Below are 26,371 nucleotides of genomic sequence, written 5' to 3'. Positions count from 1 at the left end.
GAGATGGAGAACACATGCAACAACGTACCAAGATCGCATTGGCAGTCGCCTTTGCCGTTCACTCAATGGCCGCCGTCGCACAGGAAGCCACGGCGCCGCTGCAGCGCGTGGAAGTGACGGGCTCACGTATTCGCCAGGTTGACCTGGAAACGGCGCAGCCGGTCCAGGTGATGACCCAGGAACAGATCCAGAAAACCGGTCTGGTGACGGTGGGCGACATTATCAACAACCTGTCTTCGGCTGGCTCGCCGTCGTTCAGCAAGGGCGGCGCGCTGACCTCGAACCGTGAAAACGGCGGCCAGTATGTCAACCTGCGCAACCTCGGCAGCCAGCGCCTGCTGGTGCTGGTCAATGGCAAGCGCTGGACCCAGTCCACCGCCGGCTTCACCGACATGTCGACCATTCCATCGTCGATGATCGAGCGCATCGACATCCTGAAAGATGGCGCCTCGTCGATCTACGGTTCCGACGCGATCGCCGGCGTGGTCAACATCATCCTCAAAAAATCGATGCAGGGCGGCCAGGTTAGCGTGTATGCCGGCCGCAACGAATCCGTCGCCGACGGCAAGAACCGCGACTACTCGCTGAGCTACGGCGCCGGTGACGACAAGGCCAACCTGATGTTCGGCCTGTCGCACACCGAGTCCGGCGCCGTCTGGGCCCGTGACCGCGAAATCACCCGGTTCTCGCGCGGCCCGAATTTCCCGCTTGAAAACCTCGTCGGCGGCCCATGGGGTCGTATCCGCCAGGTCAGCGCCAGCGGCGGCCCGACCGGCTTCGACAAGCTCCTGAACCACACCGGCGACCAGAACGCGCCAGGCGTCGGCCAGGATTCGCGCAACCCTGCCAACTACCACGACGTGATCGGCCTGAGCCCGATCCCTGCCGACCTGTTCAATGCCTCGAACCAGGTCGTGTTCTCGATGCCGAGCAAGCTCAACACGCTGTTCACGAAGGGCGAAGTGGCACTGCCGTACGACATGCGCCTGGTGACCACCGCCATGTACTCGGAGCGCAAGAGCGTCTCGACCGTTGCCGGCTATCCCCTGTCGTCGACCTCGCAGTCCAAGTTCCCGGTGTACATCGATAAAGACAGTTTCTTCAATCCATACGGCAACTCCGTGGCCGGCGCCGGCAAGGGCCAGGACCTGTTCTTCTTCCGCCGCACCATCGAAGTGCCGCGCGTGACCGAGAACAAGAACCGCACCCTGCACATCGACGCGACCCTCGAAGGCGACTTTGAGCTGCGTGGCTTGCCATGGAACTGGAGCACCGGTTACAACCACAGCAAGATTTCCGGCAACACTGCCGGCTCCGGCAATACCAACTTGCTGAACCTGAAAAAAGCCCTGGGCCCATCGTTCAGGAATGCATCGGGCGTCGTCCAGTGCGGCACCCCTACAGCACCGATCGCGCTGGCCGATTGCTTGCCGTTCAACATCCTGGGCGGACCGTCGGCATCGACCCCGGAAACGCTGAAGTACATCACTTCGGTCAGCGGCTACACCTTCGGTAGCAAGGTCGACAGCGCCACCGCCGACATCGGCGGCGAGCTGTTCACCCTGCCAGCCGGCGCGCTTGGCTTTGCAGCCGGCGTCGAACACCGCACCGTCGAAGGCGAAGACTTGCCAGGCCAGTTCGAGCGCTCCGGCTTCTCGACCGACCTGGCCGGCAATCCGACCACCGGCCGCTACACGGTGCGCGAGGCTTATGCCGAGCTCAACATTCCAGTGCTGAAAGGCCTGCCGTTCGTCGAGTCGCTCAGCTTCAACCTGGCTACCCGCTACTCGGACTACAGCAACTTCGGCTCGACCAACAACAGCAAGTTCAGCTTCACTTACCGTCCGATCAAGGACCTGCTGGCACGCGGCACCTGGGCCGAGGGCTTCCGCGCCCCGACCGTGGGCGACACCTTCGGCGGCGGCCAGCAATCCTTCGACTCCTATCTGGATCCATGCGACCCGGTCTATGGCGAAGCGGCGCGCACCCCGGCCGTGGCGGCGCGCTGCTCCAGTGGCTTTGGCGGCATCGGCGGCACCCCGGCAGGCTTCCGCCAGCGCGTCTCGAGCGGCGCTGCGATCACCTCGAGCGGCGGCGCGCAAACCGCGTTCCCGTTCAATGCAGCGGCAGGCAATGCCTTCCTGCAGCCGGAAACCGCAGTCACCCGTACCCTGGGCCTGGTGTATAGCCCATCGTTCCTGCCAAGCTTCTCGGCTGCGCTGGACTGGTACAGCATCCAGATCAACAACCGCATCGTCGGCGTGTCGGCCAACTACATCCTGGGCGAGTGCTATACCCAGGGCCTGGCCGACTTCTGCTCGAGCGTGCGCCGCGACGCCGCCACCGGCTCGATCAATCAGCTCTCGCGCGGCAACGCCAACCTGGGCCAGATCAAGACCGAAGGCGTCGACCTGGAAATGCGCTACCGCCTGCCGCGCTATTCGTTCGGCCAGATCGGCTTCCGCAGCGAAACCACCTACCTCGACGAGTACTCGACCAAGAGCTCGGCCACGGCCAAGTGGATCGACTTCTCGGGTGAATACGATTTCCATCGCTGGAAGTCGAACTTCACCACCGACTGGTCGCTCGGCAACTGGAGCGCCACCTGGGGCCTGCGTTACCTGAGCCCGGTGCTTGACCAGTGCCTGAACATTCCTAAAGGCTGGGAATGCAATTCGCCGACGGTGGTCCGTGCCGGTGCAACTTCGGCCGGCGCGAACCGCCTGCCGTCGCTCACTTACCACGATATCAGCGTCGGTTATAAGTTCCCATGGAACGGCAACCTGCGTGTCGGCGTGAACAATGTGTTCGACAAGGCACCACGTTTCACCCTGCTGGGCGCATCGTCGGCCACGACCATCGATGCTGACCTGCCGATCGATCGTTTCTTCTACGCTCGCTACAATCAATCGTTCTAACGCAATTTAATTGCGCAAAAGCCCCGTCTGGCGCAAGCCTGACGGGGTTTTTACGTTTGAACAAACGTATATGCATTCGTCAATGGGTTACGCGTTAATTGTTCGTAATTACACAATTTAGCAACAGAAGCAACTCATTTAGGCCTGCACAGTTGACAGGGAAATGCTCCAGATGATTCTATTGCCTACTTGAAAATAAGTTTGACGGAAACATCAGGCTTTTTCTTGCGTAGTCGCTCCGCGACCCTACCCAGTGGCTGGACTGCATAATGTGCAGCCGCGTTTTCACCCCAAGGAGTTTGGCAACATGATGGAAACACTCTTGTCCCGTTCGATCCGTGCGATCTGTCTGGGCGGCATGACCCTCGGCATGACCGCCGCGATCGCCCAGGAAGCTTCGGCTCCAATGCAGCGCGTCGAAGTGACCGGTTCGCGTATTCGCCAGGTTGACCTGGAAACTGCCCAGCCGATCCAGATCATGAGCCAGGAACAGATCCAGAAGACCGGTCTCGTGACCGTCGGTGACATCCTGAACAACCTGTCGTCGGCCGGTGCGCCTGACTTCAGCCGCAGCGGCTCGCTGACCTCGAACGCCGAAGCCGGCGGCCAATACGTCAGCCTGCGCAACCTGGGCGCGAACCGCCTGCTGGTGCTGGTCGATGGCAAGCGCTGGACCCAGACCGCAGCTGGCTATACCGACCTGTCGACGATCCCGTCGGCCATGATCGAGCGCATGGAAATCCTCAAGGATGGCGCCTCGTCGATCTACGGCTCGGACGCGATCGCCGGCGTGATCAACATCATCCTGAAAAAGAACATGCAGGGCGGCCAGCTGTCGCTCTACACCGGCCAGTTCGACAAGAACGACGGCAAGAACAAGGACTTCTCGCTGAGCTACGGCGCTGGCGACGACAAGGCTTCGCTGATGTTCGGCCTGTCGCACACCGAGCAAGGCATCGTGCGCACCGATACCCGCGACATCACCAAGTTCAGCTTCGGTCCGGACCACCCGTTCGACGGCCTCGGCACTTCGCCATGGGGCCGTATCACCCCGGTCAGCGCCAGCGGCGGCGCCAACACCAGCGCGGCCAACGGCGGCTTCAACCGCATCCTGAACCACACCGGTACCTTTGACGGCGTGGGCACCGGCGCCGATTCGCGCAATCCGAACAGCTACCACCCGTACGTCGGCGCGAAAGAAGACAAGTACAACTCGACCCAGGACATGGACCTGCTGTCGCCGAACCGCCTCGACACCCTGTTCGTCAAGGGCGAGATCGCGCTGCCGAAAGAGATGCGCCTGAAGACCACCGCGATGTACTCGCAGCGCAAGTCGACCCGCACCATCGCAGGCTACCCGCTGCAGTCGGCTTCGCAGGCCAACTACAAGGTGTATGTCGACAAGGACAGCTACTTCAACCCGTACGGCAATCAAGTCGCCGGTGCTGGCCTGGGCCAGGACCTGTACTTCTACCGCCGCACGATCGAGATCCCGCGCGTCACCGAGAATGAAAACCGCACCCTGCACCTGGACGCGGCACTTGAAGGCGACTTCATGGTCCGCGACCTGGCGTGGAACTGGAGCGTGAGCTACAACCACAACAAGGTTTCGGGCACCCAGTCCGACACCGGCAACATCAACCTGCTGAACCTGAAGCGTGCCCTGGGCCCTTCGTTCCGCAATGCCGCTGGCGTGGTCCAGTGCGGCACCGCTGCAAAGCCGATCGGCCTGGGCGAATGCCTGCCGTTCGACATCCTGGGCGGCCCATCGGCTTCGACCCCGGAAGCGCTGCGCTATGTCAACACCATGGGCACCAAGACCTACGGTTCGACCATCAACAACGCCAACGCCGACATCGCCGGCGAACTGTTCCAGCTGCCAGCCGGCGCGCTGGGCCTGGCAGTGGGCGTCGAGCACCGCGAAGTCAAGGGCTATGACATCCCTGACCAGTTCTCGCAGTCGGGCTATTCGACCAACCTGTCGGGCCAGCCAACGATCGGCCAGTACAGCGTGCGCGAAGCCTATGCCGAGCTGAACATTCCTGTGCTGAAAGCCAAGCCGTTCGCTGAACTGCTGAGCTTCAACCTGGCGACCCGCCACTCCGACTACAGCAACTTCGGCGTGACCAACAACAGCAAGGCCAGCTTCATGTACAAGCCGGTCAAGGACGTGCTGTTCCGCGGTACCTGGGCTGAAGGTTTCCGTGCACCGACCGTGGACGACGTCTCCGGCGGCGCTTCGCAGTCGTTCGACACCTTCCTGGACCCATGCGACACCCGCTTCGGCGAAGCTTCGCGCGATCCAGCGGTGCAGGCACGTTGCGCCAGCGGCTTCGCAGGCACCGGCGCCACCCCGGCCAACTACCGTCAGGTCAACCAGGCCGGTACGCCAATCACCAGCACCACCGGCACCCAGTCGCTGGTGGCCTTTAACGCCGGCGCCGGCAACCAGTTCCTGACCCCGGAAACCGCGGTCACCAAGACTGTCGGCTTCGTGTACAACCCATCGTACGTGACCGGCCTGAGCATCGGCCTGGACTGGTACAACATCGCCATCGCCAACCGCATTACCGCAATTGGCGCGACCTATGTTGCAAACCAGTGCTTCCTGGAAGGCAGCGCGAACTTCTGCAGCGTGATCAAGCGTGACCCGATCACCGGCCAGATCAACCAGCTCTCGCGCGGCAACGCCAACCTGGGCCAGATGGAAACCGAAGGCCTGGACCTGGCGATCAACTATCGCCTGCCACGTACCGCCTACGGTCTGTTCAGCCTGCGTAGCGAAACCTCGTACACCGACTCGTTCCGTACCCGCAGCGGTCCGGACGTGGACTGGAACGAGTACGCCGGTGAGTACTTCTATCACCGCGTCAAGTCGAACAACTCGATCGACTGGTCGCAGGGTAACTGGTCGGCGACCTGGGGCTTCCGTTACTTCAGCCCGGTCAAGGACCAGTGCTGGGATATCGATGTCGAGTGCAACATGCCTGAGTTCGACGCGACCTTCGGTACCGGCGCCAACAAGCTCGGTTCGGTCACCATCCATGACCTGAGCGTCGGCTACAAGACCTCGTGGAACGGCCGCATCCTGTTCGGCATCAACAATGCCTTCGACAAGAAGCCACGCGTTGCCTACAGCACCCAGGCTTCGGCCTCGTCGGTCGATGCCGACATGCTGCTGGACCGCTTCTTCTACGTCCGCTACAACCAGTCGTTCTAATGGTTCGGGGTCGCAAGACCCTGTCCTGAAGAGCTGACCGAATGCCCGCCCGGCCCTGCCCGGCGGGCATTTTTACGTCCGTCCCCTGTCCGGCCGCGGCTGGCGCGGTATGATGGCGGTTTTGCTGCCGGCATCTTGTGTCCGGCCAGCCGTCTCTTGCCCGCCACTATGACCATCAAACTCAAGAACGAAAAAGACATCGCCAAGATGCGTGTCGCCGGCCGCCTCGCCGCCGAGGTGCTGGAAATGATCCGGGAATTCGTCGTGCCCGGCGTGTCCACCGAAGAACTCGACCGCCGCTGCCACGAGTACATCCGCAAGGTGCAGAAAGCCACGCCGGCCAATGTCGGCTACCACGGCTTTCCCAAGACCCTGTGCACCTCGGTCAACGGCGTGGTCTGCCACGGCATCCCGAGCGAGAAAGAGATCCTGAAAGACGGTGACATCGTCAACATCGATGTCACCGTGATCAAGGACGGCTGGCACGGCGACACCAGCCGCATGTTTTTTGCCGGCACCCCGCGCCCCGAGGCGCAGAAACTGGTGGACACGACCTATGAGGCGATGATGGCGGGCATCCGCGCGGTGCGCCCCGGCGCCCGCCTGGGCGACGTCGGCCACGCAATCCAGAAACTGGCCGAGGGTGCCGGTTACTCAGTGGTGCGCGAATACTGCGGCCACGGTATTGGCCGCGTCTATCACGAAGAGCCGCAAGTGCTGCATTACGGGCGCCCCAACACCGGCCTGCTGCTCAAGGAAGGCATGACCTTCACGGTCGAGCCGATGATCAACCTGGGCGGCGCCGACGTCGACCAGCTCGACGACGGCTGGACGGTCGTGACCGTGGACGGCTCGCTGTCGGCGCAGTGGGAGCACATGATTGCGGTGACCAGGAATGGCGCCGAGATCCTGACGCCCTGGCCGAAGGCTTGATGGTGCAGGGACAATAAAAAACCGGCCGAGGCCGGTTTTTTATTGCGCGTACGACCGTTAGAACTTGTACTTCGCGCTGATCGTGAAGTAGCGGCCGTACGGGTTGTGCAGGCCTTCGTTATAGCCGGCCAGCGGCTGGCCGGAGCTTGCGCCGTAGCGCGGATCGTAGGGTGCAGCTTCGTCGAACAGGTTCTGAACGTTGAAGGTCAGCGCCAGGTTCTTGATGCCGGTATAGGTGTAACCCACGCCGACACGGATCCACTCCCTGACCGAGCAATCCGGGAAAGCGGCCAGGTAGCCAGGCACCGCACCGCTCGCGCTCGGGAAGTTGACCGCGGTACCGGCATTCACGGCAGGCGCGTAGTGGCAGAACGACATCGGGTAGGTGGTGTTGTTGTCGAACTTGCGCGCCAGCGACACCGGACCGGTGTAGTTGATGCTACCGCTAAACGCGTGCTCGCCCCGGCTCAGCGACGCTGATATGCTCGTCTTCCAGCGTGGCAAGTCGATGCCACTCGACAAATTCCAGTCGATCAGGCCAGCGTTGAAGCCCGCCAGGTTATGCCGCGCGTCGCCCGGCTCCTGCTGCAGCGTGTACGAATGAAGGTACGCCGAGGTCAGCTTGGCGCTGAAATTACCCATCGAGCCCAGGTTCTTGCGATAGGCCACGTCCAGGTCGATACCGCGCACTTCGACCGCGCCCTGATTGATCCAGGGCTCGCGCACCATCAGCAGCGGTCCGGTACCCGGGATCGGCTTGCCGGCAGCGTCGGTGATGAAGTTGGCCGGATTCTGGTCGCGCACGATCAGGCCGGGGTTGGTATCTTCGTTACGCAGGGCATCGAAGGCACTGCCCAGTGCTACCTCGCCTTCCTTGCGAATCTTGTAGGCATCGATGCCGAAGTCCCAGCTGGTGTTTGGCGAAAACAGGATGCCGAACGAATAACTCTTCGAGGTCTCCGGCTTCAGGTCCGGGTTGGCGCCGCCAGTGCCCGATGCCGATTTCCGGCAGTCTACTTCGGTCGCACCAGGCTTGGGCGTGCGCTCGTCGGCCTCGCACCGCTTCGGGTCGAACAGGTTCGACAGGAAGAACTGGGCGCCGCCTGGCGTAACTTGCGACAGCGCCGGTGCACGGAAGCCTTCGGCATACGTGCCACGGAAAGCCAAGGTATTGGTGGCAGTCCACTTGGCGCCGACCTTTGGCACGAAGTTGGCGTCCATGCCTTCATACTTGTCCCAGCGGCCCGCGAAGTCCATCTCGAAGTTTTTCAGGAACGGTGTACGGATCTCGATGAAGCCCGACTTGACGTCACGCTCGCCATCGATGACGGTGTTGGCCAACCCAAAGATATTTCCTGCGGCCAATTCCGGGTCAGGACGCATGACCAGCTTTTCACGACGCGCTTCTGCACCGACCGCCACGCCGACCGCACCTCCCGGCAGGCTGCCGAAGGTGGTGTTGGCCTTGACATCGAATTGCATGATCGATGCCTTGTCGTTCGACTCGGTGCTGCGGAACAGGGCCGGGTTGGCAGTTACTTGCGCCAGTGTCGAGCCGTCATTCAAGGTGCGCAAGACCGGCAGCGAGAGACGGCCCTTGTAGCTGTCGTTGCGACGCGCTTCGTTATACAGGAAGGCGCCTTCCCAGTCCCAGTTGAAGTTGGTGCCTTGCAAGCCAGCGAGCAGGCGACCATTTTCGTTGATGGTCTCGGTGCCGCGCGGAGCATTTTCGAAACGGTAGGCGACCGAAGCACGCGCGTTCGGGAAAGGATTATCCGGGTGGCCGATCGGCAGGATCGTCTGATAGCTCGGGGCAATGCCGGTCGCGGTAAAGTTGGTCGTCTGGCCGGTGCTGATCGCGATTGGGGTCGAATCGTAGGTGCGCTCGGTACGGGCATAGGCCAATTCGGCGAAGGCGCGCGCGTTGGCGCCCAGCTTGAGCACGCCTCGGCTCATCAAGCTGCCATCGCGGCCGTCACTGATGCCTTCCAGATGCTGGGGCAGGTCGTAGTTGCAGAACTGACGGTTGATGAACACGCTGGTGGCGGCCAGTCCCATGGCGGTCGAACCGGTCAGTATGCGCGATGGATCGCAGTTCAGAGTCACTCGCAGGCGGTCGGCGGCGTTGGCCTGGGTCGCTGTGAACGACCTCGAGCCCGGCGCCGATTCACGATAGAAGATCGGCGATCCCGAGATGGTGCTGCCGTAAGGCGTCGCGTAGCGGTTCTGCAAGCGCTTGTATTCGTCAAACTTGATGTCCTTGACGTCTTCGCGGCGCACGCGGTCGCGCTCGGACACATCGCCAGTAACAAACACGTTATAGCCGTTTGACTCCAGGTCGCCGGTGCCGGCGAAAAAGTTCACGCCCTTGCGCTTGAAGTTGCCGCTGTCGTTGCCGCTGATGCGCGCCGACACTTCGCGGCCCTGGTAATTCGACTTGGTAATGAAGTTGATCACGCCGCCGATGGCGTCGGAGCCGTACACGGCCGACGCGCCATCTTTCAAGATCTCGACACGCTCGAGGGCGGCCAGCGGAATCGAATTGAGGTCATACAGAGTCGAGTTGCCGTTGTTTGGGTCAGCGTAGGCAGACGGCGTCATGCGGCGGCCATTGAGCAGCACCAGGGTCGAGGTCGACGATAACCCGCGCAGGGAGGCGGTCGAGACGCCGCGCGAGAAGCCGCCGTCATTCGTATCGAGGTTCTGGTCCGTGCCCATCGACGGCACCAGGCGCATCAGTTCAGTAACAGTGGCCGCGCCGGACTCGCGGATTTCCTTGGCGGTGATGGTCTGGATCGGCTGCGTGCCTTCCTTGTCAGTGCGCTTGAGGTTCGAACCGGTGACGTACACGGTGGCCGGCGCTTCCACGCTGCTGGTCTGCCCGTGGGCCCATGGTGCGGCTGCGATGGCCATGGCGACCGCGACTACGCTGTATTTTAGTTGTGGTGTTTTCACGTTTCCCCATCCTGCGATTTATAGTTATCGTTGATGCACGCATCGGCTTCGTATTCGTATTCGTATTCGTTGCCTGTAATTCATGCGCGCGGATTAGAGTCTCGCAGAGGCTTATGATAAAGAAAACTTAATTCGCGTCGAACACGAGGATAGTTGTTGTTTGTTGTTTATATTTAACGCAAACCCTTATTCTCCCCAAAAGAGTTTCTACATATAAAAAACGCCCCTTGCGGGGCGTTCTGTAACAGCGTTGAAAACCGATTATTTGGCGTTCATCAGCGCGACCGTGGTGTCGAGCATCCGGTTCGAGAAGCCCCATTCGTTGTCATACCACGACGAGACCTTCACCAGGCGACCCGATACCTTGGTGAGCGTCGAATCGAAGTTCGACGAGGCCGGGTTATGGTTGAAGTCGATCGAGACCAGCGGCTCGGTCTGGTAAGTCAAGATGCCTTTCAGGGCGCCTTCCGAGGCGGTCTTGAGAATGGCGTTGACTTCCTCTACCGTGGTGTCGCGCTTGGCGATGAACGACAAATCGACCAGCGACACGTTGATGGTCGGCACGCGGATGGCGAAGCCGTCGAGCTTGCCGTTCAGTTCCGGCAGCACCAGGCCGACCGCGGCGGCGGCGCCGGTCTTGGTCGGGATCATCGACTGGGTGGCCGAACGGGCGCGGCGCAGGTCTTCGTGCATCACGTCCGACAGCACCTGGTCGTTGGTGTAGGCGTGCACGGTGGTCATCAGGCCCGATTCCAGGCCGATCGCATCGTTCAGTGGCTTGACCAGCGGTGCCAGGCAATTGGTGGTGCACGAGGCGTTCGAAATGACAGTGTCGGTGCTCTTGAGGACGTCCTGGTTGACGCCAAACACGATGGTCGCGTCGACATCCTTGCCGCCCGGGGCCGAGATGATGACTTTCTTGGCGCCGCCCTTGAGGTGGGCCGCAGCCTTTTCTTTGGTGGTAAAGAAACCGGTGCACTCGAGCACGACATCCACGCCCAGCTCGCCCCATGGGATTTCAGCCGGGTTGCGCTGCGCGAACACGCGGATCGAATCGCCGTTGACGATCATGTTGTCGCCTTCGACCGTGACGGTGCCCGGGAACTTGCCGTGGGCGGTGTCGTAGCGGGTCAGGTGGGCATTCGACTCGGCGTTGCCGAGGTCGTTGATCGCCACGATCTGAATGTCTTGCTGTTTGCCGCCTTCGTAGAAAGCGCGCAGGATGTTGCGGCCAATGCGGCCGTACCCGTTGATTGCAACTTTGATCGTCATACTCTGCTCCTGATTAAAAAAAAGCTTTTCTCGTACCGAGGATCCGGATAAAAACATGGCGCCGTCCCGGGCGCCATGCATCAAAACAATTAGTTCGCGATGACGACCTTGACCTTGGCCACCACGTTCTCGACGGTGAAGCCGAAGTGCTTGAACAGCACTGGCGCCGGCGCCGATTCGCCGAAGGTGTCGATACCGACCACGGCCCCTTCCAGGCCCACATACTTGTACCAGAAGTCGGTCACGCCGGCTTCGATGGCCACGCGTGGAATGCCGCGGGTCAGGACCGACGCCTTGTAGGCCGCATCCTGGCGATCGAACACGTCGGTCGACGGCATCGACACCACGCGCGCAGCGATGCCCTCGCCTGCCAGCGCATCGGCCGCCTTCATTGCCAGTTCGACTTCCGAACCGGTGGCGATCAGGATGACTTTGGCATTCGCGGCGTCGCGCAGCACGTAGCCGCCCCTGGCGACATTGGCCAGCGCCGCGGCATCGCGCTCCATGAACGGCAGGTTCTGGCGCGAGAAGATCAGGGTCGACGGGCCATCCTTGCGCTGCACCGCCGCGCCCCATGCCACTGCCGATTCGACCGTGTCGCATGGACGCCAGTTGTCCAGGTTCGGGATCAGGCGCAGCGACGACACATGTTCCACCGACTGGTGGGTCGGGCCGTCTTCGCCCAGGCCGATCGAGTCGTGGGTGAACACGAAGATCGAGCGGATCTTCATCAGCGCGGCCATGCGCAGCGCGTTGCGGCTGTAGTCCGAGAAGGTCAGGAAGGTGGCACCGAACGGAATGAAGCCACCGTGCAGGGCGACACCGTTCTGGATCGCGGCCATGCCGAATTCGCGCACGCCATAGTTGATGTGGTTACCCGGAATGCCCGAGCGCACCGCCACCGACTCTTTCCAGTTGGTCAGGTTCGAGCCAGTCAGGTCGGCCGAGCCGCCCAGGAATTCGGGCAGGCTGGGCGCCAGGGCCTGGATCGCGTTCTGCGAGGCCTTGCGGGTGGCGATGGTTTCTTTTTTCTCGACGCAGGCGGCGATGGCGGCATCGAGCACGTCGCTGAAATTGCCTGGCAGCTGGCCCAGCATGCGGCGCTCGAACTCGGCGGCCAGTTCCGGGTGCTTGCCGCGGTACTCGGCGAACATGGTGTTCCATTCGGTCTCGAGCTGCGCGCCGCGCGCTTTTGCATCCCAGGCTTCGTACAGCTCGGCCGGGATGTCGAACGGTACCGGATCCCAGACCAGGTGCTGGCGCACGGCGGCAATTTCCTTGTCGCCCAGCGGGGCGCCATGGACCTTGTCGCCGCCTTCCAGGTTTGGAGCGCCCTTGCCGATAATGGTCTTGCAGCAGATCAGGGTCGGACGGCTCGATGCCTTGGCCGCTTCGATCGCGCTGGAAACGGCTGCCACGTCATGGCCGTCAACGGCCGGGATCACGTTCCAGCCATAGGCCTCGAAGCGCTTTTGCGTGTCGTCGGTGAACCAGCCCTCGACACGGCCATCGATCGAGATGCCGTTGTCGTCGTACAGCCAGATCAGCTTGTTCAGGCGCAGGGTACCGGCCAACGAGGCCACTTCGTGCGAGATGCCTTCCATCAGGCAGCCGTCGCCCAGGAAGGCATAGGTGTGGTGATCCACCACGTCGTAGCCTGGACGATTGAACTCGTAGCCCATCAGCCACTCGGCCAGCGCCATGCCGACCGAATTGGCGATGCCCTGGCCCAGCGGGCCGGTGGTGGTTTCCACGCCCGGGGTGACGAACACTTCCGGGTGGCCGGCGGTCTTCGAGTGCAACTGGCGGAAATCGCGCAAGTCGTCCATGCTCAGGTCGTAGCCCGACAGGTGCAGCATCGCGTAATGCAGCATCGAGCCGTGGCCATTCGACAGCAGGAAGCGGTCGCGGTTCATCCAGCCCGGATTGGCCGGGTTGTGGCGGTAATGCTTGTCCCACAACGCGACGCCGATCTCGGCCATGCCCATCGGCATGCCCGGATGGCCGGAGTTTGCTTTCTGGACAGCGTCCATCGCCAGCGCGCGGATCGCGTTGGCCATCAAGGTGGTGGTTTGCGTAGATTTCATGAAAGTACGTATCGTCTGGATTGGGAAGCGGTGGCGGAACGGCTGGCCGTAACCCCGTATTTTACCAGAGCACCTAGCTGCCGAATTAAAATGCAGCTTTGCCTCGCTCTCCCCAGGAACCGCATGCCCCGTTTTTATTCCCCACAGCCGCTTGCCAGCGGCGCCACCATCGACCTGCCCGAATCGGTTGCCCATCATTTGCACGTTGTAAGAATGCAACCGGGCGCGGCCCTGACCCTGTTCGACGGCCGTGGCGGCCAATATGCGGCGCTGCTGGCCGATATCGGCAAGAAGCGCGCCAGCGCCACCGTTGGCGAATTCAGCTCAGTCGAGGTCGAGCTGCCGTATGCCGTGACCCTGGCCCAGGGCCTGCCCGAGGGCGCCAAGATGGACTGGATCATCGAAAAGGCGGTGGAGCTTGGCGTTGCCGGCGTGCAGCCGCTGGCGGCCCAGCGCAGCGTGGTGCGGCTTTCCGCCGAGCGCGCCGAAAAACGCCACGCCCACTGGCTGGGCGTGATCGAAGCGGCGTCCGAGCAGTGCGGGCGCAACCGCCTGGCAAGCCTGGCGCCGGTGGCCGACTTCGGCCGCTGGCTAGGCGCTTCTGCCCTGCCCGCGCAGCCGCGCATCTTGCTCAGCCCGCGCGCGACGCAGTCGCTGGCAGGCTGGGCGCAGGCCAATGCGGCGCAGGCACTGACCCTGATGGTGGGCCCCGAAGGCGGCTTCACGCGCGAGGAAGAAGACGCGGCGCTGGCCAGCGGCGCGCTGGCGCTGTCGATCGGACCGCGCGTTCTGCGCACGGAAACGGCGGCGCTGGCGGCGCTGGCGATGCTGGGCGGGGTGTGGGGCGGCATGTAGGGTGAGGGAACCATCCCAATAAAAAACCCCCACAACAGGAAAGCCCGTTGCGGGGGTGTGTACCTGGCAGGCAGCGGCACTGCCGCTGCCTGCTCGGGCGTGCTTAGAACTGGTAAGCCAGGCCCAGGCTGAAGAAGCGGCCGATGGCGCCAGGCTGGTGCAGCGAAGCGTTGTACGACGTACCGGCGCCGGCATTGCCATAGGTAGCGACGTCGTACGGTGCCTGCTTGTCGAACACGTTCAGGATCGCGCCACGAACGGTGAGGTTCGGGGTGATCTTGTACGACACGTTCAGGTTGGTCGAGGTGAACGACGACACTTCGCAGTAGTTCGCTGGCTGGATCAGGCCAGCGAAATAGGCGCGGCCGCCAACGTGTTCCGCGGTGGTTGCGCAGTCGGTCTCGCCCAGTGCCGGGTCGATGGTCGAGAAGCCACTCGTGTAGTTCACGGTGGTGGTCACGTCCAGCGGGCCGCGGTTGTAGCCGAGGGTGAACTGTGCACGCTGTTTCGGGTTACCGGTGGCGCCGCCAACCGACGACGGGCCTTGCGTGCCTGCCAGCTGGTAGGACAAGTCGCCGATCGAGGTGACATAGCCGAAGGTGTGCGCCGCGCTCAGGTTGGCCGACACGGTGCCCATGTCGTTGGCCAGGCGCCAGCGGTAACGTACGTCCGCTTCCACGCCGTGGGTTTCGGTGCTGCCGGCGTTGATGTATGGCGACAGGCCGTACAGGATCGGCCCCGCCGCCGGGGTGCCAGGGGCGGTGTTGCTGCCGCTGCCGGTGGCGATGTCGATCGTCGCTACCGGGCCGCGCACCCAGGTCGGGACGAAGCTAGGATCGTTACCAGCCTGGGTGACGACCAGGTTGTTGATGCGGATCTTGTAGTAGTCCAGCGACATGTTCAGGCCACGCATCGGCTCGACGATGATACCCAGGGTGTAGGACTTCGACTTCTCTGGCTGCAGGTCGGGATTGGTGGTCTGGACGTAGGGCGGTGCGAAGCCGCAGGCCGACGGCACGTTGCCGGCGGTGGTACGGCTGCCGTTGGCGCACAGCAGCGGGTCGTTGATCGCGTTGAAGGTGAAGAACGAACCGGCGTTGCCCACTTCGGCCGGGTTAGGCGCGCGGAAGCCGCGTGCGAAGGTACCGCGCATGGCGAACTGCTTGACTGGCGCCCACTTGAAGTTGGCCGCCGGGGTGAACGAGTTGCCGTAGGTGTCGTAGTGGTCGTAACGACCCGAGATGCCCACTTCCAGGTTCTTGACCGGGGTAGCCTGCAGTTCAGCGAACACCGCCGTGTTGGTATCGTCGCCGACGGTGAAGGCCGAGGTGTTGCCCACCGCGCCGATCCGGGTCAGCGACGAGGCCGGTGCATTCTGCTTGCGCTCATGCCAGTGAGCGCCTACTGCCAGTGCCAGTGGACCTGCGCCGAGCTGCATCAGTTCGCGCGAACCGACCAGGTCGGCGTAGTTCAGGGTCGACTCGATCTTGTTGCCGAACTTTGGCGACACGGCCGCGACCAGGGCTGGCGAGTTGTTGCCCAACACGTTCCAGCTGCCGCTGCGCAGCAAGCTGTACAGGTTGCTGCGGTTGACGTAACCACTGTAGTCGAGGTCGCTCTTGACGCGGGTGGCGCCGACGCCGGCGCGGATATCCCAGCCCATCGCGTCACCGACGATGTCGGCGCTGAAACGGGTGCTGGTGGCGCGGTTGTTGGTGGTCAGGTTAGGACCGATGTCGGCGATGTAGCCGTACAGGCGCGCATTCTGGGCGAACGGATTGGTGACGTTGGCGCCGACCGGCGCGCCCGGTGCGAAGGTGGTGCTCGGGATGGCGCCCACACGCGAGACCAGCACGCCGTTGTTGAGCGTGGTGAAGCCGTTGAAGACGGTCGGGTTATAGGCGGCCGGGTTGGCGTTGCGGTTGTTGCTGCTGTCGCGCTGGAACATCGAACCTTTCAGGTTCAGTTCCCAGTTATCGCTCAGCTTCTTGGTCATACCGATCATCAGGTTGATGTTTTCGGTTTCCGGCTGGATGTTCGACGCGGTGTCGTTGACCTGGCAACCGCCCGCGCGGTACAGGGCAAAATTACACTTGCTCGGGTCGAGGAACACGTAGTTGGCCGGATTGTTGACGTTGGTCACGCCAGCCGGGTTGTTCGGGTTCGTCGGGTTGTACAGGAACGGGGTGTTGGTGGCGGTCAGGAAGTTGTTCAGGTTGGTCGGCACACCCAGGTTGATGTTGTTGCCGCCGCGCTCACGCCAGTCGCGGTTGGCATAGCCGAACTGCTCGCGCTGGGCGACCTTGATCGAACCCTGCTTGCGCCATTCGGCGGTGATGAAGGCGTTGTAGCCATCCTGGTCCAGGTTACCGATGCCGGTGCTGATCGAGGCGCGCTTGGTCTTGCCGCCGCCATGCTGGGTGTCGCCCACTTCGGTCGACAGGCGGGTGCCGGTCAGGTTTTTCTTGAGCTTGATGTTGATCACGCCGGCGATCGCGTCCGAGCCATACAGCGACGACGCGCCGGACTTGAGCACTTCGATGCTTTCGATGGCGTCGAACGGAATCGACGAGACGTCGACGAACGAGCGCTGGGCATCGTCCGACAACGGGTACGGTGCCATGCGGTGACCGTCGATCAGGACCAGGGTCGCGCCGACCGTCAGGCCGCGCAGCGAGATGCCCGATGCGCCATTGGCGAATGCGCCGGCGAAGCCGGTGCCCAGGGTACCGGCGCCATTGGCTGCCAGGTCGGTCAGCAGTTCGGCGACCGAGGTCTTGCCGCTCTTCTGGATGTCGGCGGCGGTCAGCACCTGGACCGGGGCCGGGGTTTCGGTATTGGCGCGGCTGATCAGCGAGCCGGTAACGACCACGCGCTGTGCGGTTGCCGCGGTATCGGTGGTCTGCGCAAAGGCTGGGGCGCCGACCAGGGCGCCGCTGGCGACCACGGCGGCAACTGCGAGCGGCAGCGACTTCAATTTGAACGTCATGTGTACTTCTCCTTCTGGGCTTTTCTGAGGGTGGTTTTTCTTCTTACCGGGCCCTGCCGGCGTACCGGCGCGGACCCGGCTGTCTCCATCGAACCCGGGCGCCGTTGCCGGCGCCCTGCCCACGATTGCTCGCGCGCCGGATTGAAGGATGTCTGTGGGACCAGTCAAATCACAACATCTGTATATCCACCGCTTTTCGACGGTGTCATTCTTTCGTACTCGGCTCACTAGTACGCGCAGTCTCAAATAACGGGCTAGAAAGAAAACGTTATTTGAATAAATACATAAAACCATACCGTTGGCAAAAGTGTCAATTCAGCCGCGGGGGGTATCAGGAACGAAAGCAACAGCTTCGCTTCTGGCGTAATCCGCTATCGACGAACTCATGTATTGAAACAGTGAGAAATCGGTCTCAAGCGCTTCGCGCAGATACAAGCCGCACGCAGCACGATGAGAGGAACTTGCGCACCGTTAGCAGATTTATATGCTAATCGTCTGTATATCTGGCGAACTGAGCAATATAGCGACAATTATTCGGTCTGCATGACTTGGCGCCACCAGACATTTGCAATTTGGGCGTTGTAGGCATACAACGTAATGTCTTGGTACAAATGCAGATTTGCTAGCAAAACGGAGACGGAATTGAAAAGGCCGCCCGAAGGCGGCCTGTGCAGATCAGCCGGTTGCGCTGTTTAGAACTCGTACTGCGCCATCAGGCGAACGCTGCGGCCGGCCTGGAAGGCGCCAGGTTGCAGGTAGTTCGGGCTAGGCGTGCCGCGCGCCGACTCGCCTGCTTCATTCACCTGGGTAATGCCGCGTTCGTTGAACACGTTCAGGACGTCGATCGAGAAGGTGGTCTTCGGCAGCCATGCCGGCTCGTAGCTTGCCTGCAGGCTCAGCTCGCGCGTCCACTCGAGGCGGCCTACCGTACCGCGCGGGTTCAGCTGGCGGTTGCAATAGAACGAAGACGCGCCGTACAGGATTGACACGGTGTCCAGGTTGCCCGAGTAATAGCCCAGGCAATTGAGCGGACGGCCGCTCTGGATGATCGCGTTCGCCCCCAGGCGCAGCTCTGGCGTGACCTGGTAGGCACCGAACACCTTGACGGTATGGCGGCGATCGTTTGGCAGGTCGCCGTAGGCGCCTTCCATCAGGCCGGGATAATCCCAGTCCTGGCTGATGCCGGCGTCGTCCTGGCCGATGTCCGACTTGACATAGCCTTCGGTGTTACCGCGCGACTTCGACCAGACATAAGAGCCTTGCAGGTTCCAGACGCCATCCCATGCACGCTCGAAGGTCAGTTCCAACGCAGTGTACTTGCGCTGCGGCTGCGGGAAGCCCAGCGACGCCGCTGGAATCACCACTTCGGTCAATCCCTTGCCATCTTCGAGGTCGATGTTGGCGGTCAGGTCGCCACCGGGGTTGTACAGGAAGCAGTGGTCGATCGCGCCGCCGATGAGTGCGGCCTGGTCGCCGTTATAGCCATTGGCCAGCGCCCATTCTTCGGCGCCCGGACCGTTGCACATGTCGTCCATCACCTTCTTGAGCTTGCGGTAGGTAACTTTCGCGCCGACGGTCCAGCGATTGGCCAGCGCGTGCTGGGCGCCGAGGATGAATTCGTCCTGGTACATCGGCTTGATGTTCGGATCGACCACCGAACGCGGATCGCCCGCCTCGCCGTTGGAACTGATGGTGCGGGTGCCGAGCTGGGCGCCACGGCCCGGATTCTGGAATGCGTCGCCGCCGTTGGAACCGGTGTAGACGAAGCGGTCGGTATAGTCGAGTTCTGCACCCGACAGGCGCACGTTGGTGTTCGACATCACCGGGATGTAATACCGTCCCGCATTGGCGAACAGCTTCAAGCTCTGGTCACCCCTGACGTCCCACGACAGGCCAAAGCGCGGCGCGATCGTGTTGTCGACCTTGATGAACGTCTTGTCGTCGGCGTTCAGGTTCTCGAACGATTCGCTGCGCACGCCGATATTGGCGACCAGGTTCTGGGTGACCTGCCAGTTGTCTTCGAGGTAAAAGGCCGAGTTCTTGGTGGTAAACGCGCCGCCGTTCTCGAAATGGCGCACTTGCAGGAAATCGATCGGCGCACCGGTGTTATTGACATAGCCGCCCGGCAGGTCCGAGCCTGGCGCCAGGGTTTTGATCAGGATGGTCTCGCCGCCGGAACTCTGGGTGCCGTCGACAACCTTGTATTCCTCGTTGTCGAGGCCGAAGCGCAGGCCGTGGTCGCCCAGGTTCCACTCGGCATCGATGCGAATCGCCCTGCGTTCGTCATTGGCGCCCGGATTGGTGATGTTGGAAGTGGTCGCGCAGCCCAGGCGCGGACGCGCCGAGGTCCGGTCATCACGAATGAACGGGCAGGCCGCCGAGCCGATGCTCGATGCGCGGCTGTACTTGCCCAGGCCAGCCATGGCCGAGACGGTGAAATCGTCGGTCAGCCACGAGGTATATTTTGCGATGTAGTTCTGGCCGCCGCTGGTGTACTCATCGGGCAGCCGTTCCGCGCCCTGTGGCGTGGCATAAGGCGCCAGCGACGCGAAGGTGCGCACCTTGTCCTTGCTCTCGTCGTTGAAGGCCGTCAGCTCCAGGGTATTGTTGTCGTTGATGTTCCAGTCGGCTTTCACCAGGTAGCGCGGTGTATTGCTCTTGACGATGGTTTGCGTGCTGACGCCGTAGGTCTTCTGCTCGATGTCGGCGCCCTGTACCAGGCCGAAGACAAACAGCTTGTCCTGGATGACCGGACCGCCCGCCCACAGGTTGGCCTTCTTGTCGTCGGTGCCGCCCGGACGATCGGCGACCAGCCATTTGTTCGTACTCTTTCCCGCTTCGGTGTAGATCGAACTGCCCTTCAGGTCGACCGGCTCCCAGATAACGTTGGCGCCGCCCTTCCACTCGTTGGTGCCGCGCTTGGTCGTGATGGACAGCACGCCGCCGAGCGAACGGCCGTATTCGGGGCCGTAACCGCCGGTCTTGACCTGCTGCGAAGCGATCGCTTCGAACGGCACCTGGTTGAACGCCACGCCGTTGAGCATGTTGGTGACGTTGAAGCCATTGATGTAATAGACGTTTTCGGCGGGCGAAGCGCCGCCCAGCGAAGGCACGTTACCGGCGCGCAGCGTGGTCTGGCCGATCCGCGCGTCGCCGCGGGTCGCGCCAGGCGCCAGCAGGGCCACCGCGGTGACGTCGCGCGCCACCGGAATGCGGTCGATCGCCGCTTCGTTGAGCACCATGCTCGATTCCGGCGACTTGACGTCGATGCGGTTCAGGCGGCCGGTCACGACCACAGTATTGGTGGCGGCTTCGAAATTCGACGACACGGCTTCGCCGGCGTTGACCGCGACCTGGCGCTCTTCGAGCGAGCCATCCGGACGCTTGGCGCGCACGGTGTAGGTGCCCGGCGGCAGCATGGTCAGCTGATAATCGCCATTCTTGTTGACGGTCAGGGTGCGGGTCAGGCCGATCGACTTGTTCTCGATCGTGATCAGGGTGCCCGCCGCGGCGCGTCCGACGATGTCGCCGGCCGAGTTCGAAGCTGCGTGGGCGCTGCCGCCAACGACAACGGTGGAGCCGACTGTGGCGGCAAATGCAATCGTCAGCGCGCGCGCCAATACTGTCTTTCTGAACATGGTGTGATTCCCTCGTGATTGCAAACCGGTCGTGCCGGCCTGCTTTTGGTTGTTATATAGATCACTTCAGTGGTAACGGCGCCGGCTTTTCGCTCCTTAAAATCCGGCCTACCTCACTTGTCCTGTTGTCAACGACACCGGACTTTCACGATGGAAACATGCATACATGCACGTGTCAAATATTAAACAACTGTCATTACGCCCGAATACAACACCTTGATTTCATTGGAATTTTTATGTTTTCGAGTGTTGCGGCGCAACGCAAAACACCGGCCATCATGGGTCTTCCAACTATATTTGTCCCAATCTAATAGCTTGCCGTTGGTACAAGAACGATTTTGCAGTGCAACATCATTCCCGCTTTCCAGCGCTGGCTGGGGTCCCTGGAGCCGGACAGTTCGGTAAAATAGCGGTTTCGCCCGTTTCCCTATTGTTGCCTCACTAGCAACCACCTCAGCTACCCACCATGCTCCGAATCAGCGACCTCAAACTCCCCCTCAACCACCCTGAACCCGCCCTGCGCGCCGCCATTCTGGCCCGCCTCGGCATCGACGACGGCGAACTGGTCGACTTCGCGGTCTTCAAGCGCAGCTACGATGCGCGCAAGAAGTCGGCGATCGTGCTGATCTATTCGATCGACGCCGAGTTGCGCGACGAAGCCGCCGTGCTGGCGCGCTTCGCCAAGGACCAGCATGTCGGACCGTCGCCCGACACCGGCTACCAGTTCGTCGATGCCGGCCGGCCAGCGGCCGGCACGCCGCGGCCGATCGTGGTCGGCACCGGTCCCTGCGGTCTGTTCGTGGCACTGATCCTGGCGCAGATGGGCCTGAATCCGCTGATACTCGAGCGCGGCAAGGTGGTGCGTGAGCGCACGGTGGATACCTTCGGCTTCTGGCGCAAGCGCAAACTCGATACCGAGTCGAACGTGCAGTTTGGCGAAGGCGGCGCCGGCACCTTCTCGGACGGCAAGCTCTACAGCCAGATCAAGGATCCGAAGCATTACGGCCGCAAGGTGCTGACCGAATTCGTCAAGTCCGGCGCGCCCGACGAGATCATGTACGTCAGCAAGCCGCACATCGGCACCTTCCGCCTGGTCAAGATGGTCGAGCAGATGCGCGCCGAGATTGAATCGCTGGGCGGCGAATTCCGCTTCGGCACCCGGGTCGAAGACATCCACGTGGCCGAGGAAAACGGCGTGCGCCAGGTCCAGGGCGTACGCCTGGCCAACGGCGAAGACATCCCCACCCGTCACCTGGTAATGGCCATCGGCCACAGCGCGCGCGACACCTTCGAGATGCTGTACGAGCGCGGCGTCTACATCGAAGCCAAGCCGTTCTCGATCGGGTTCCGGGTCGAGCACCCGCAGTCCCTCATCGACGTCTGCCGCTTCGGCCCCAACGCCGGCAACAAGATCCTGGGCGCGGCCGACTACAAGATCGTGCACCACGCGTCGAACGGTCGCTCGGTGTACAGCTTCTGCATGTGCCCGGGCGGCACCGTGGTGGCCGCTTCCAGCGAAGAGGGGCGCGTCGTCACCAACGGCATGAGCCAGTATTCGCGCAACGAGCGCAACGCCAACAGTGCCATCGTGGTCGGCATCACTCCTAGCGACTATCCGGGCCACCCGCTGGCCGGCATCGCCTTCCAGCGCGAGCTCGAGTCGCGCGCCTTTGTGCTGGGCGGCAGTACCTACGACGCGCCGGGCCAGTTGATGGGCGACTTCGTGAAAGGCAGGCCATCGAAGGAGTTCGGCTCGGTGATCCCCTCGTTCCGGCCGGCGGTGCACCTGACCGACCTGGCGCCCTCGCTGCCGGAGTATGCGATCGTGGCAATGCGCGAAGCCTTTGTCGCTTTCGACAAGCAGATCAAGGGCTACTACAAGGAAGACGCGGTGCTGACCGGCGTCGAGACCCGCACTTCGTCGCCGATCCGCATCAAGCGCAACGACGGCGACCTGCAAAGCCTGAACACGCGCGGCCTGTTCCCGGCCGGCGAAGGCGCGGGCTACGCCGGCGGCATCATGTCGGCGGCAGTGGACGGCATCCGCGTGGCCGAAGCCGTGGCGCTGGCGATGGCTGCATGAAGGTACCCGGGGCCGCAACCGAGCAAGCGCCCTCGGCGCTCGGCCCCGCACTGGCGATCCTGGCCTCGATGGTGTCGGTCAATGCCGGCGCGGCCTGGGCCAAGGGCTTGTTCCCGCTGGTTGGCAGCGAAGGCGTCACCGCCGTGCGCGTCGGCCTGGCGGCGCTGCTGATGCTGGCCATCGTGCGGCCATGGCGCACGATTCCCTCGCGTCGCGACGCGCTCAACCTGCTCGCCTACGGCCTGATGCTGGGCTGCATGAACCTGCTGATCTACGGCGCGTTTGCCCGCATCCCGATCGGGGTGGCGGTGGCGATCGAAGTCATCGGCCCGCTGACGGTGGTGGTGTTGTCCTCGCGCCGCGCGCGCGACTTCGCCTGGGTCCTGCTCGCCGCATTCGGGTTGTGGCTGCTCGCGCCGTTCCACGACGGCGTTCCGCCCCTGGATCCGCTCGGGGTGCTGTATGCGCTCGGCGCGGCCTTTTGCTGGGCGATGTATATCGTGTTCGGCAAGCGCGTTTCAAACCTGAACGGCGGCCAGGCGGTAGCCTGGGGCATGCTGGCGGCGGCGCTGTTTACGGTGCCGTTCGGTGTGGCACATGCCGGCGCCGGGCTGCTGGCGCCCGCGGTCCTGATCGGCGGCCTGGCCGTGGCCGTGCTCTCGAGCGCCCTGCCCTACTCGCTCGAGATGGCAGCTCTCAGGCGCCTGCCGCAGCGCGTGTTCGGCATCCTGGTCAGCGCCGGCCCGGCGTTTGCGGCGCTGGCCGGGTATGTCGTGCTCGGAGAGCGCCTTACTGGCCAGCAGTGGCTGGCGATCGCGCTGGTGGTGCTGGCCTGCGCCGGCGCCGCGGCCACCGCCGGCAAGCGGTCAAGCACGGCATAGGATTCGGCGGGTACGTGGCCGGCTAGATCCAGCCCGCCTTCTTGAACCGCCGGTACAGGTAATACGACACCCCGCCCATGGTGGCCAGCGCCACCGGATAACCGTAGGTCCATTTCAGCTCGGGCATGACCTCGAAATTCATGCCCCAGATGCCGGCAAAGGCCGTGAACACGGCAAAGATCGCCGCGTAGGCCGCCAGCTTCTTGCTGATGTCGTTTTCTTCGATCGCGACCATCGACAGCGTTACCTGGATCGCGGTATTGATGGTGTCGCGCACCGCATCGAGCCGGCCCATGATGCGCAGCAGGTGGTCGTGGACGTCGCGGAAATAATCCTGGGTGTCGAGCACGACCGCGGGCACGCGCCCGCCGTACAGGCGGCCGATGGCGTCCATCAGCGGGATCACGGCGTGGCGCAGCACCTGCGACTTGCGTTTCAGTGCGTACAGGCGCTCGACGTTGGCGCGCTGCTCGCCGAGATGGCCGAAAATATGGTCTTCGATCGATTCGAGTTCGGATTCGAGCGCATCGACCACTGGAAAATAGCGGTCGACGACGGCATCGACCAGGGCATACAGCACGAAGCCGGCGCCTTTTTTCAGCTGGTGCGGTTCGCGTTCGGCGCGCGCCCGCACCCCTAAAAAGCCCTGGTTGGCGTCGCGCCGCACCGACAGCACATAGTTGGTGCCGGCGAAGATCGCCAGCTCGCCGGCATTGAGCTCGTCGCCATCGAGTTCGACGATGTGCGCGATCACGAACACGCAGTCGCCATACTCTTCCATCTTGGGGCGCTGGTGGCCGCGCGTCGCGTCCTCGACGGCCAGCTCGTGCAGGGCGAATTCTTCCTGCATGGTGGCGATGTCGTGCGGGCCCGGATCGCGCAGGGCGACCCAGACGAAGGTTTCGGGTTGCTTCAGGTAGTCGCTGATGTCTTCGACCGGTATGTCGGACAGCTTCTTGCCTTCCTGGTAGGCGACACAATTAATCAGCATGGATCTTGGATGGGTAGACGCAAACGCGCAGATGCGCCAGCTTACACCATCACCTTGCGCTTTCTTATTCCTCGCGGGCGCCGTCGATGCCCAGCTCCACGATCTTGCGCGTGATCGTATTGCGGCCGATTCCGAGCCTTACCGCGGCATCGTTCTTGCGCCCGTGCGTGTGCTTGAGCGCGGTCTTGATCAGGGCCGATTCGAACTCGCGCGCGAGGGTATCCATCACGTCCATCTGGCCGGCGCCGAGCATGGCGGCGGCCTGCTGTTCGAGCAGGCCGATCCAGTCGTGCGCCGCCACTGCGGCAGCTTCTGGCGCGACGACGGCAGACGGCGTGCCGGCCGCACCCGGCAGCGCCGCATCGGGCAGCGCCGCCGGGGCCGGATGGCCCTGGGTCAGGTCACGCGGCAGGTCCTTGACCTCGACCGTCTGGCCGGGCGCCATCACGGTGATCCAGTTGCACAGGTTTTCCAGCTGGCGCACGTTGCCCGGTAATGCGAGCCCGGCCAGGTAGCGCATGGCCGGCTCGCTCATGCGCTTGGGCTCGACGCCCAACTGGTGCGCGCTCTGCACCAGAAAGTGGCGCACCAGCAGTGGAATGTCGTCACTGCGTTCGCGCAGCGACGGCAAGCGCAGGCGGATCACGTTCAGGCGGTGATACAGGTCTTCGCGGAACAGGCCGTCGCGCACGCGCTGCTCCAGGTTCTGGTGCGTAGCCGCGATCACGCGCACGTTGGCCTTGACCGGCTGGTGCCCGCCGACCCGGTAGAAATGGGCGTCGGACAGCACCCGCAACAACCGCGTCTGGAGATCGAATGGCATGTCGCCGATCTCGTCCAGGAACAGGGTGCCGTTCTCGGCCTGCTCGAAGCGACCGCGCCGCATCGCCTGCGCGCCGGTAAACGCGCCACGTTCGTGGCCGAACAGTTCCGATTCGAGCAGGTCTTTCGGGATTGCCGCCGTGTTCAGCGCAATGAAGGGTTGCTGCGCGCGTGGGCTGTGCTTGTGCAGGGCGCGGGCCACGAGCTCCTTGCCGGTACCGGATTCGCCGGTAATCAACACCGTCACGTTCGATTGCGACAGGCGGCCGATGGCGCGGAACACCTCTTGCATCGCCGGCGCGTGGCCGAGGATCTCGGGCGTTTCGGCCGGCGCCGCCTCGACGCTGGCTTCGCGCAGGCTTTCTTCGAGCGCCCGGCGGATCAGGCTGACGGCCTTGTCGATATCGAAGGGCTTGGCCAGGTAGTCGAACGCGCCGCCCTGGAACGAGGCGACCGCCGAATCGAGGTCGGAAAAAGCGGTGATGATAATGACTGGCAGCCCGGGATGGCGCGCCTTGACCGCCGCCAGCAGGTCGATGCCCGATTCGCCCGGCATGCGGATGTCCGATACCAGCACCTGCGGTGTTTCAAGCTCGAACGCGGCCATGGCCTCGCGCGCGTTGGCGAAGCTGCGGGTCGCGAGGTTGTCACGCGCCAGGGCTTTTTCGAGCACCCAGCGGATCGATGCATCGTCGTCGACAATCCAGATTGGTTTCATGTAGTCGTG

At 62.9% G+C, this 26,371-nt stretch carries 13 protein-coding genes; 6 read left to right on the top strand and 7 right to left on the bottom strand.

What is annotated here, in order from left to right; all coding sequences use genetic code 11:
• The first annotated feature begins 14 nt into the window (after nt 1–14).
• The 3 genes from NRS07_RS05995 (at nt 15) to map (ending at nt 7,071) form a co-directional block, all read left to right on the top strand.
• Nucleotides 15–2,918: a TonB-dependent receptor domain-containing protein gene (locus tag NRS07_RS05995; protein WP_259211801.1), complete on the top strand. Its 2,904-nt coding sequence runs from the start codon at nt 15–17 to the stop codon at nt 2,916–2,918.
• A 307-nt stretch (nt 2,919–3,225) separates the two neighbouring features.
• A complete protein-coding gene (locus tag NRS07_RS05990; RefSeq protein WP_259211800.1) occupies nt 3,226–6,138 on the top strand; it encodes a TonB-dependent receptor domain-containing protein in 2,913 nt (970 codons plus the stop codon).
• 168 nt (nt 6,139–6,306) lie between these two features.
• On the top strand, nt 6,307–7,071 hold the full coding sequence (gene map, locus NRS07_RS05985; RefSeq protein ID WP_259211799.1) for a type I methionyl aminopeptidase: 765 nt from the start codon (nt 6,307–6,309) through the stop codon (nt 7,069–7,071).
• A gap of 57 nt (nt 7,072–7,128) precedes the next feature.
• Here the strand turns inward: map and NRS07_RS05980 are convergent, their stop codons facing one another.
• The 3 genes from NRS07_RS05980 to tkt all read right to left on the bottom strand — a co-directional run bounded on the left by NRS07_RS05980 (nt 7,129) and on the right by tkt (nt 13,385).
• A complete protein-coding gene (locus NRS07_RS05980) occupies nt 7,129–10,026 on the bottom strand; it encodes a TonB-dependent siderophore receptor (protein WP_259211798.1) in 2,898 nt (965 codons plus the stop codon).
• A 261-nt stretch (nt 10,027–10,287) separates the two neighbouring features.
• Complete coding sequence (gap, locus tag NRS07_RS05975) at nt 10,288–11,298, bottom strand: type I glyceraldehyde-3-phosphate dehydrogenase (protein ID WP_259211797.1); 1,011 nt, start codon at nt 11,296–11,298, stop codon at nt 10,288–10,290.
• Nucleotides 11,299–11,387: 89 nt separating this feature from the next.
• A complete protein-coding gene (tkt, locus tag NRS07_RS05970) occupies nt 11,388–13,385 on the bottom strand; it encodes a transketolase (RefSeq protein WP_259211796.1) in 1,998 nt (665 codons plus the stop codon).
• Nucleotides 13,386–13,508: 123 nt separating this feature from the next.
• On the opposite strand from tkt, the gene NRS07_RS05965 reads away from it, so the two are divergent.
• Nucleotides 13,509–14,240 (top strand): 16S rRNA (uracil(1498)-N(3))-methyltransferase, encoded by a 732-nt coding sequence (locus NRS07_RS05965; RefSeq protein WP_259211795.1) that lies wholly within the window; start codon nt 13,509–13,511, stop codon nt 14,238–14,240.
• 103 nt (nt 14,241–14,343) lie between these two features.
• Here NRS07_RS05965 and NRS07_RS05960 read toward each other — a convergent pair whose 3' ends face one another.
• Nucleotides 14,344–17,229, bottom strand: a complete 2,886-nt coding sequence (locus tag NRS07_RS05960; RefSeq protein WP_259211794.1) for a TonB-dependent receptor — start codon at nt 17,227–17,229, stop codon at nt 14,344–14,346.
• Between the two features lie 692 nt (nt 17,230–17,921).
• Nucleotides 17,922–20,867: a carboxypeptidase regulatory-like domain-containing protein gene (locus NRS07_RS05955; protein WP_259211793.1), complete on the bottom strand. Its 2,946-nt coding sequence runs from the start codon at nt 20,865–20,867 to the stop codon at nt 17,922–17,924.
• Between the two features lie 466 nt (nt 20,868–21,333).
• Between NRS07_RS05955 and NRS07_RS05950 the strand changes: the two genes are divergently transcribed.
• Both NRS07_RS05950 and NRS07_RS05945 read left to right on the top strand, forming a co-directional pair.
• On the top strand, nt 21,334–22,950 hold the full coding sequence (locus tag NRS07_RS05950) for an NAD(P)/FAD-dependent oxidoreductase (RefSeq protein WP_259211792.1): 1,617 nt from the start codon (nt 21,334–21,336) through the stop codon (nt 22,948–22,950).
• Nucleotides 22,947–23,831: a DMT family transporter gene (locus NRS07_RS05945; protein ID WP_259211790.1), complete on the top strand. Its 885-nt coding sequence runs from the start codon at nt 22,947–22,949 to the stop codon at nt 23,829–23,831. Before NRS07_RS05950 ends, NRS07_RS05945 begins: the two co-directional genes overlap by 4 nt.
• A gap of 22 nt (nt 23,832–23,853) precedes the next feature.
• Here the strand turns inward: NRS07_RS05945 and corA are convergent, their stop codons facing one another.
• Complete coding sequence (gene corA, locus NRS07_RS05940; RefSeq protein WP_259211788.1) at nt 23,854–24,822, bottom strand: magnesium/cobalt transporter CorA; 969 nt, start codon at nt 24,820–24,822, stop codon at nt 23,854–23,856.
• Nucleotides 24,823–24,886: 64 nt separating this feature from the next.
• On the bottom strand, nt 24,887–26,362 hold the full coding sequence (ntrC, locus tag NRS07_RS05935; RefSeq protein WP_259211787.1) for a nitrogen regulation protein NR(I): 1,476 nt from the start codon (nt 26,360–26,362) through the stop codon (nt 24,887–24,889).
• Nucleotides 26,363–26,371: the final 9 nt, after the last annotated feature.

The sequence above is a fragment of the Massilia sp. H6 genome, from assembly GCF_024802625.1.
Taxonomy (GTDB): domain Bacteria; phylum Pseudomonadota; class Gammaproteobacteria; order Burkholderiales; family Burkholderiaceae_D; genus Telluria.
The sequence above is the reverse complement of the archived record's forward strand: the minus strand, read 5'-3'. Positions and strand labels throughout refer to the sequence as shown.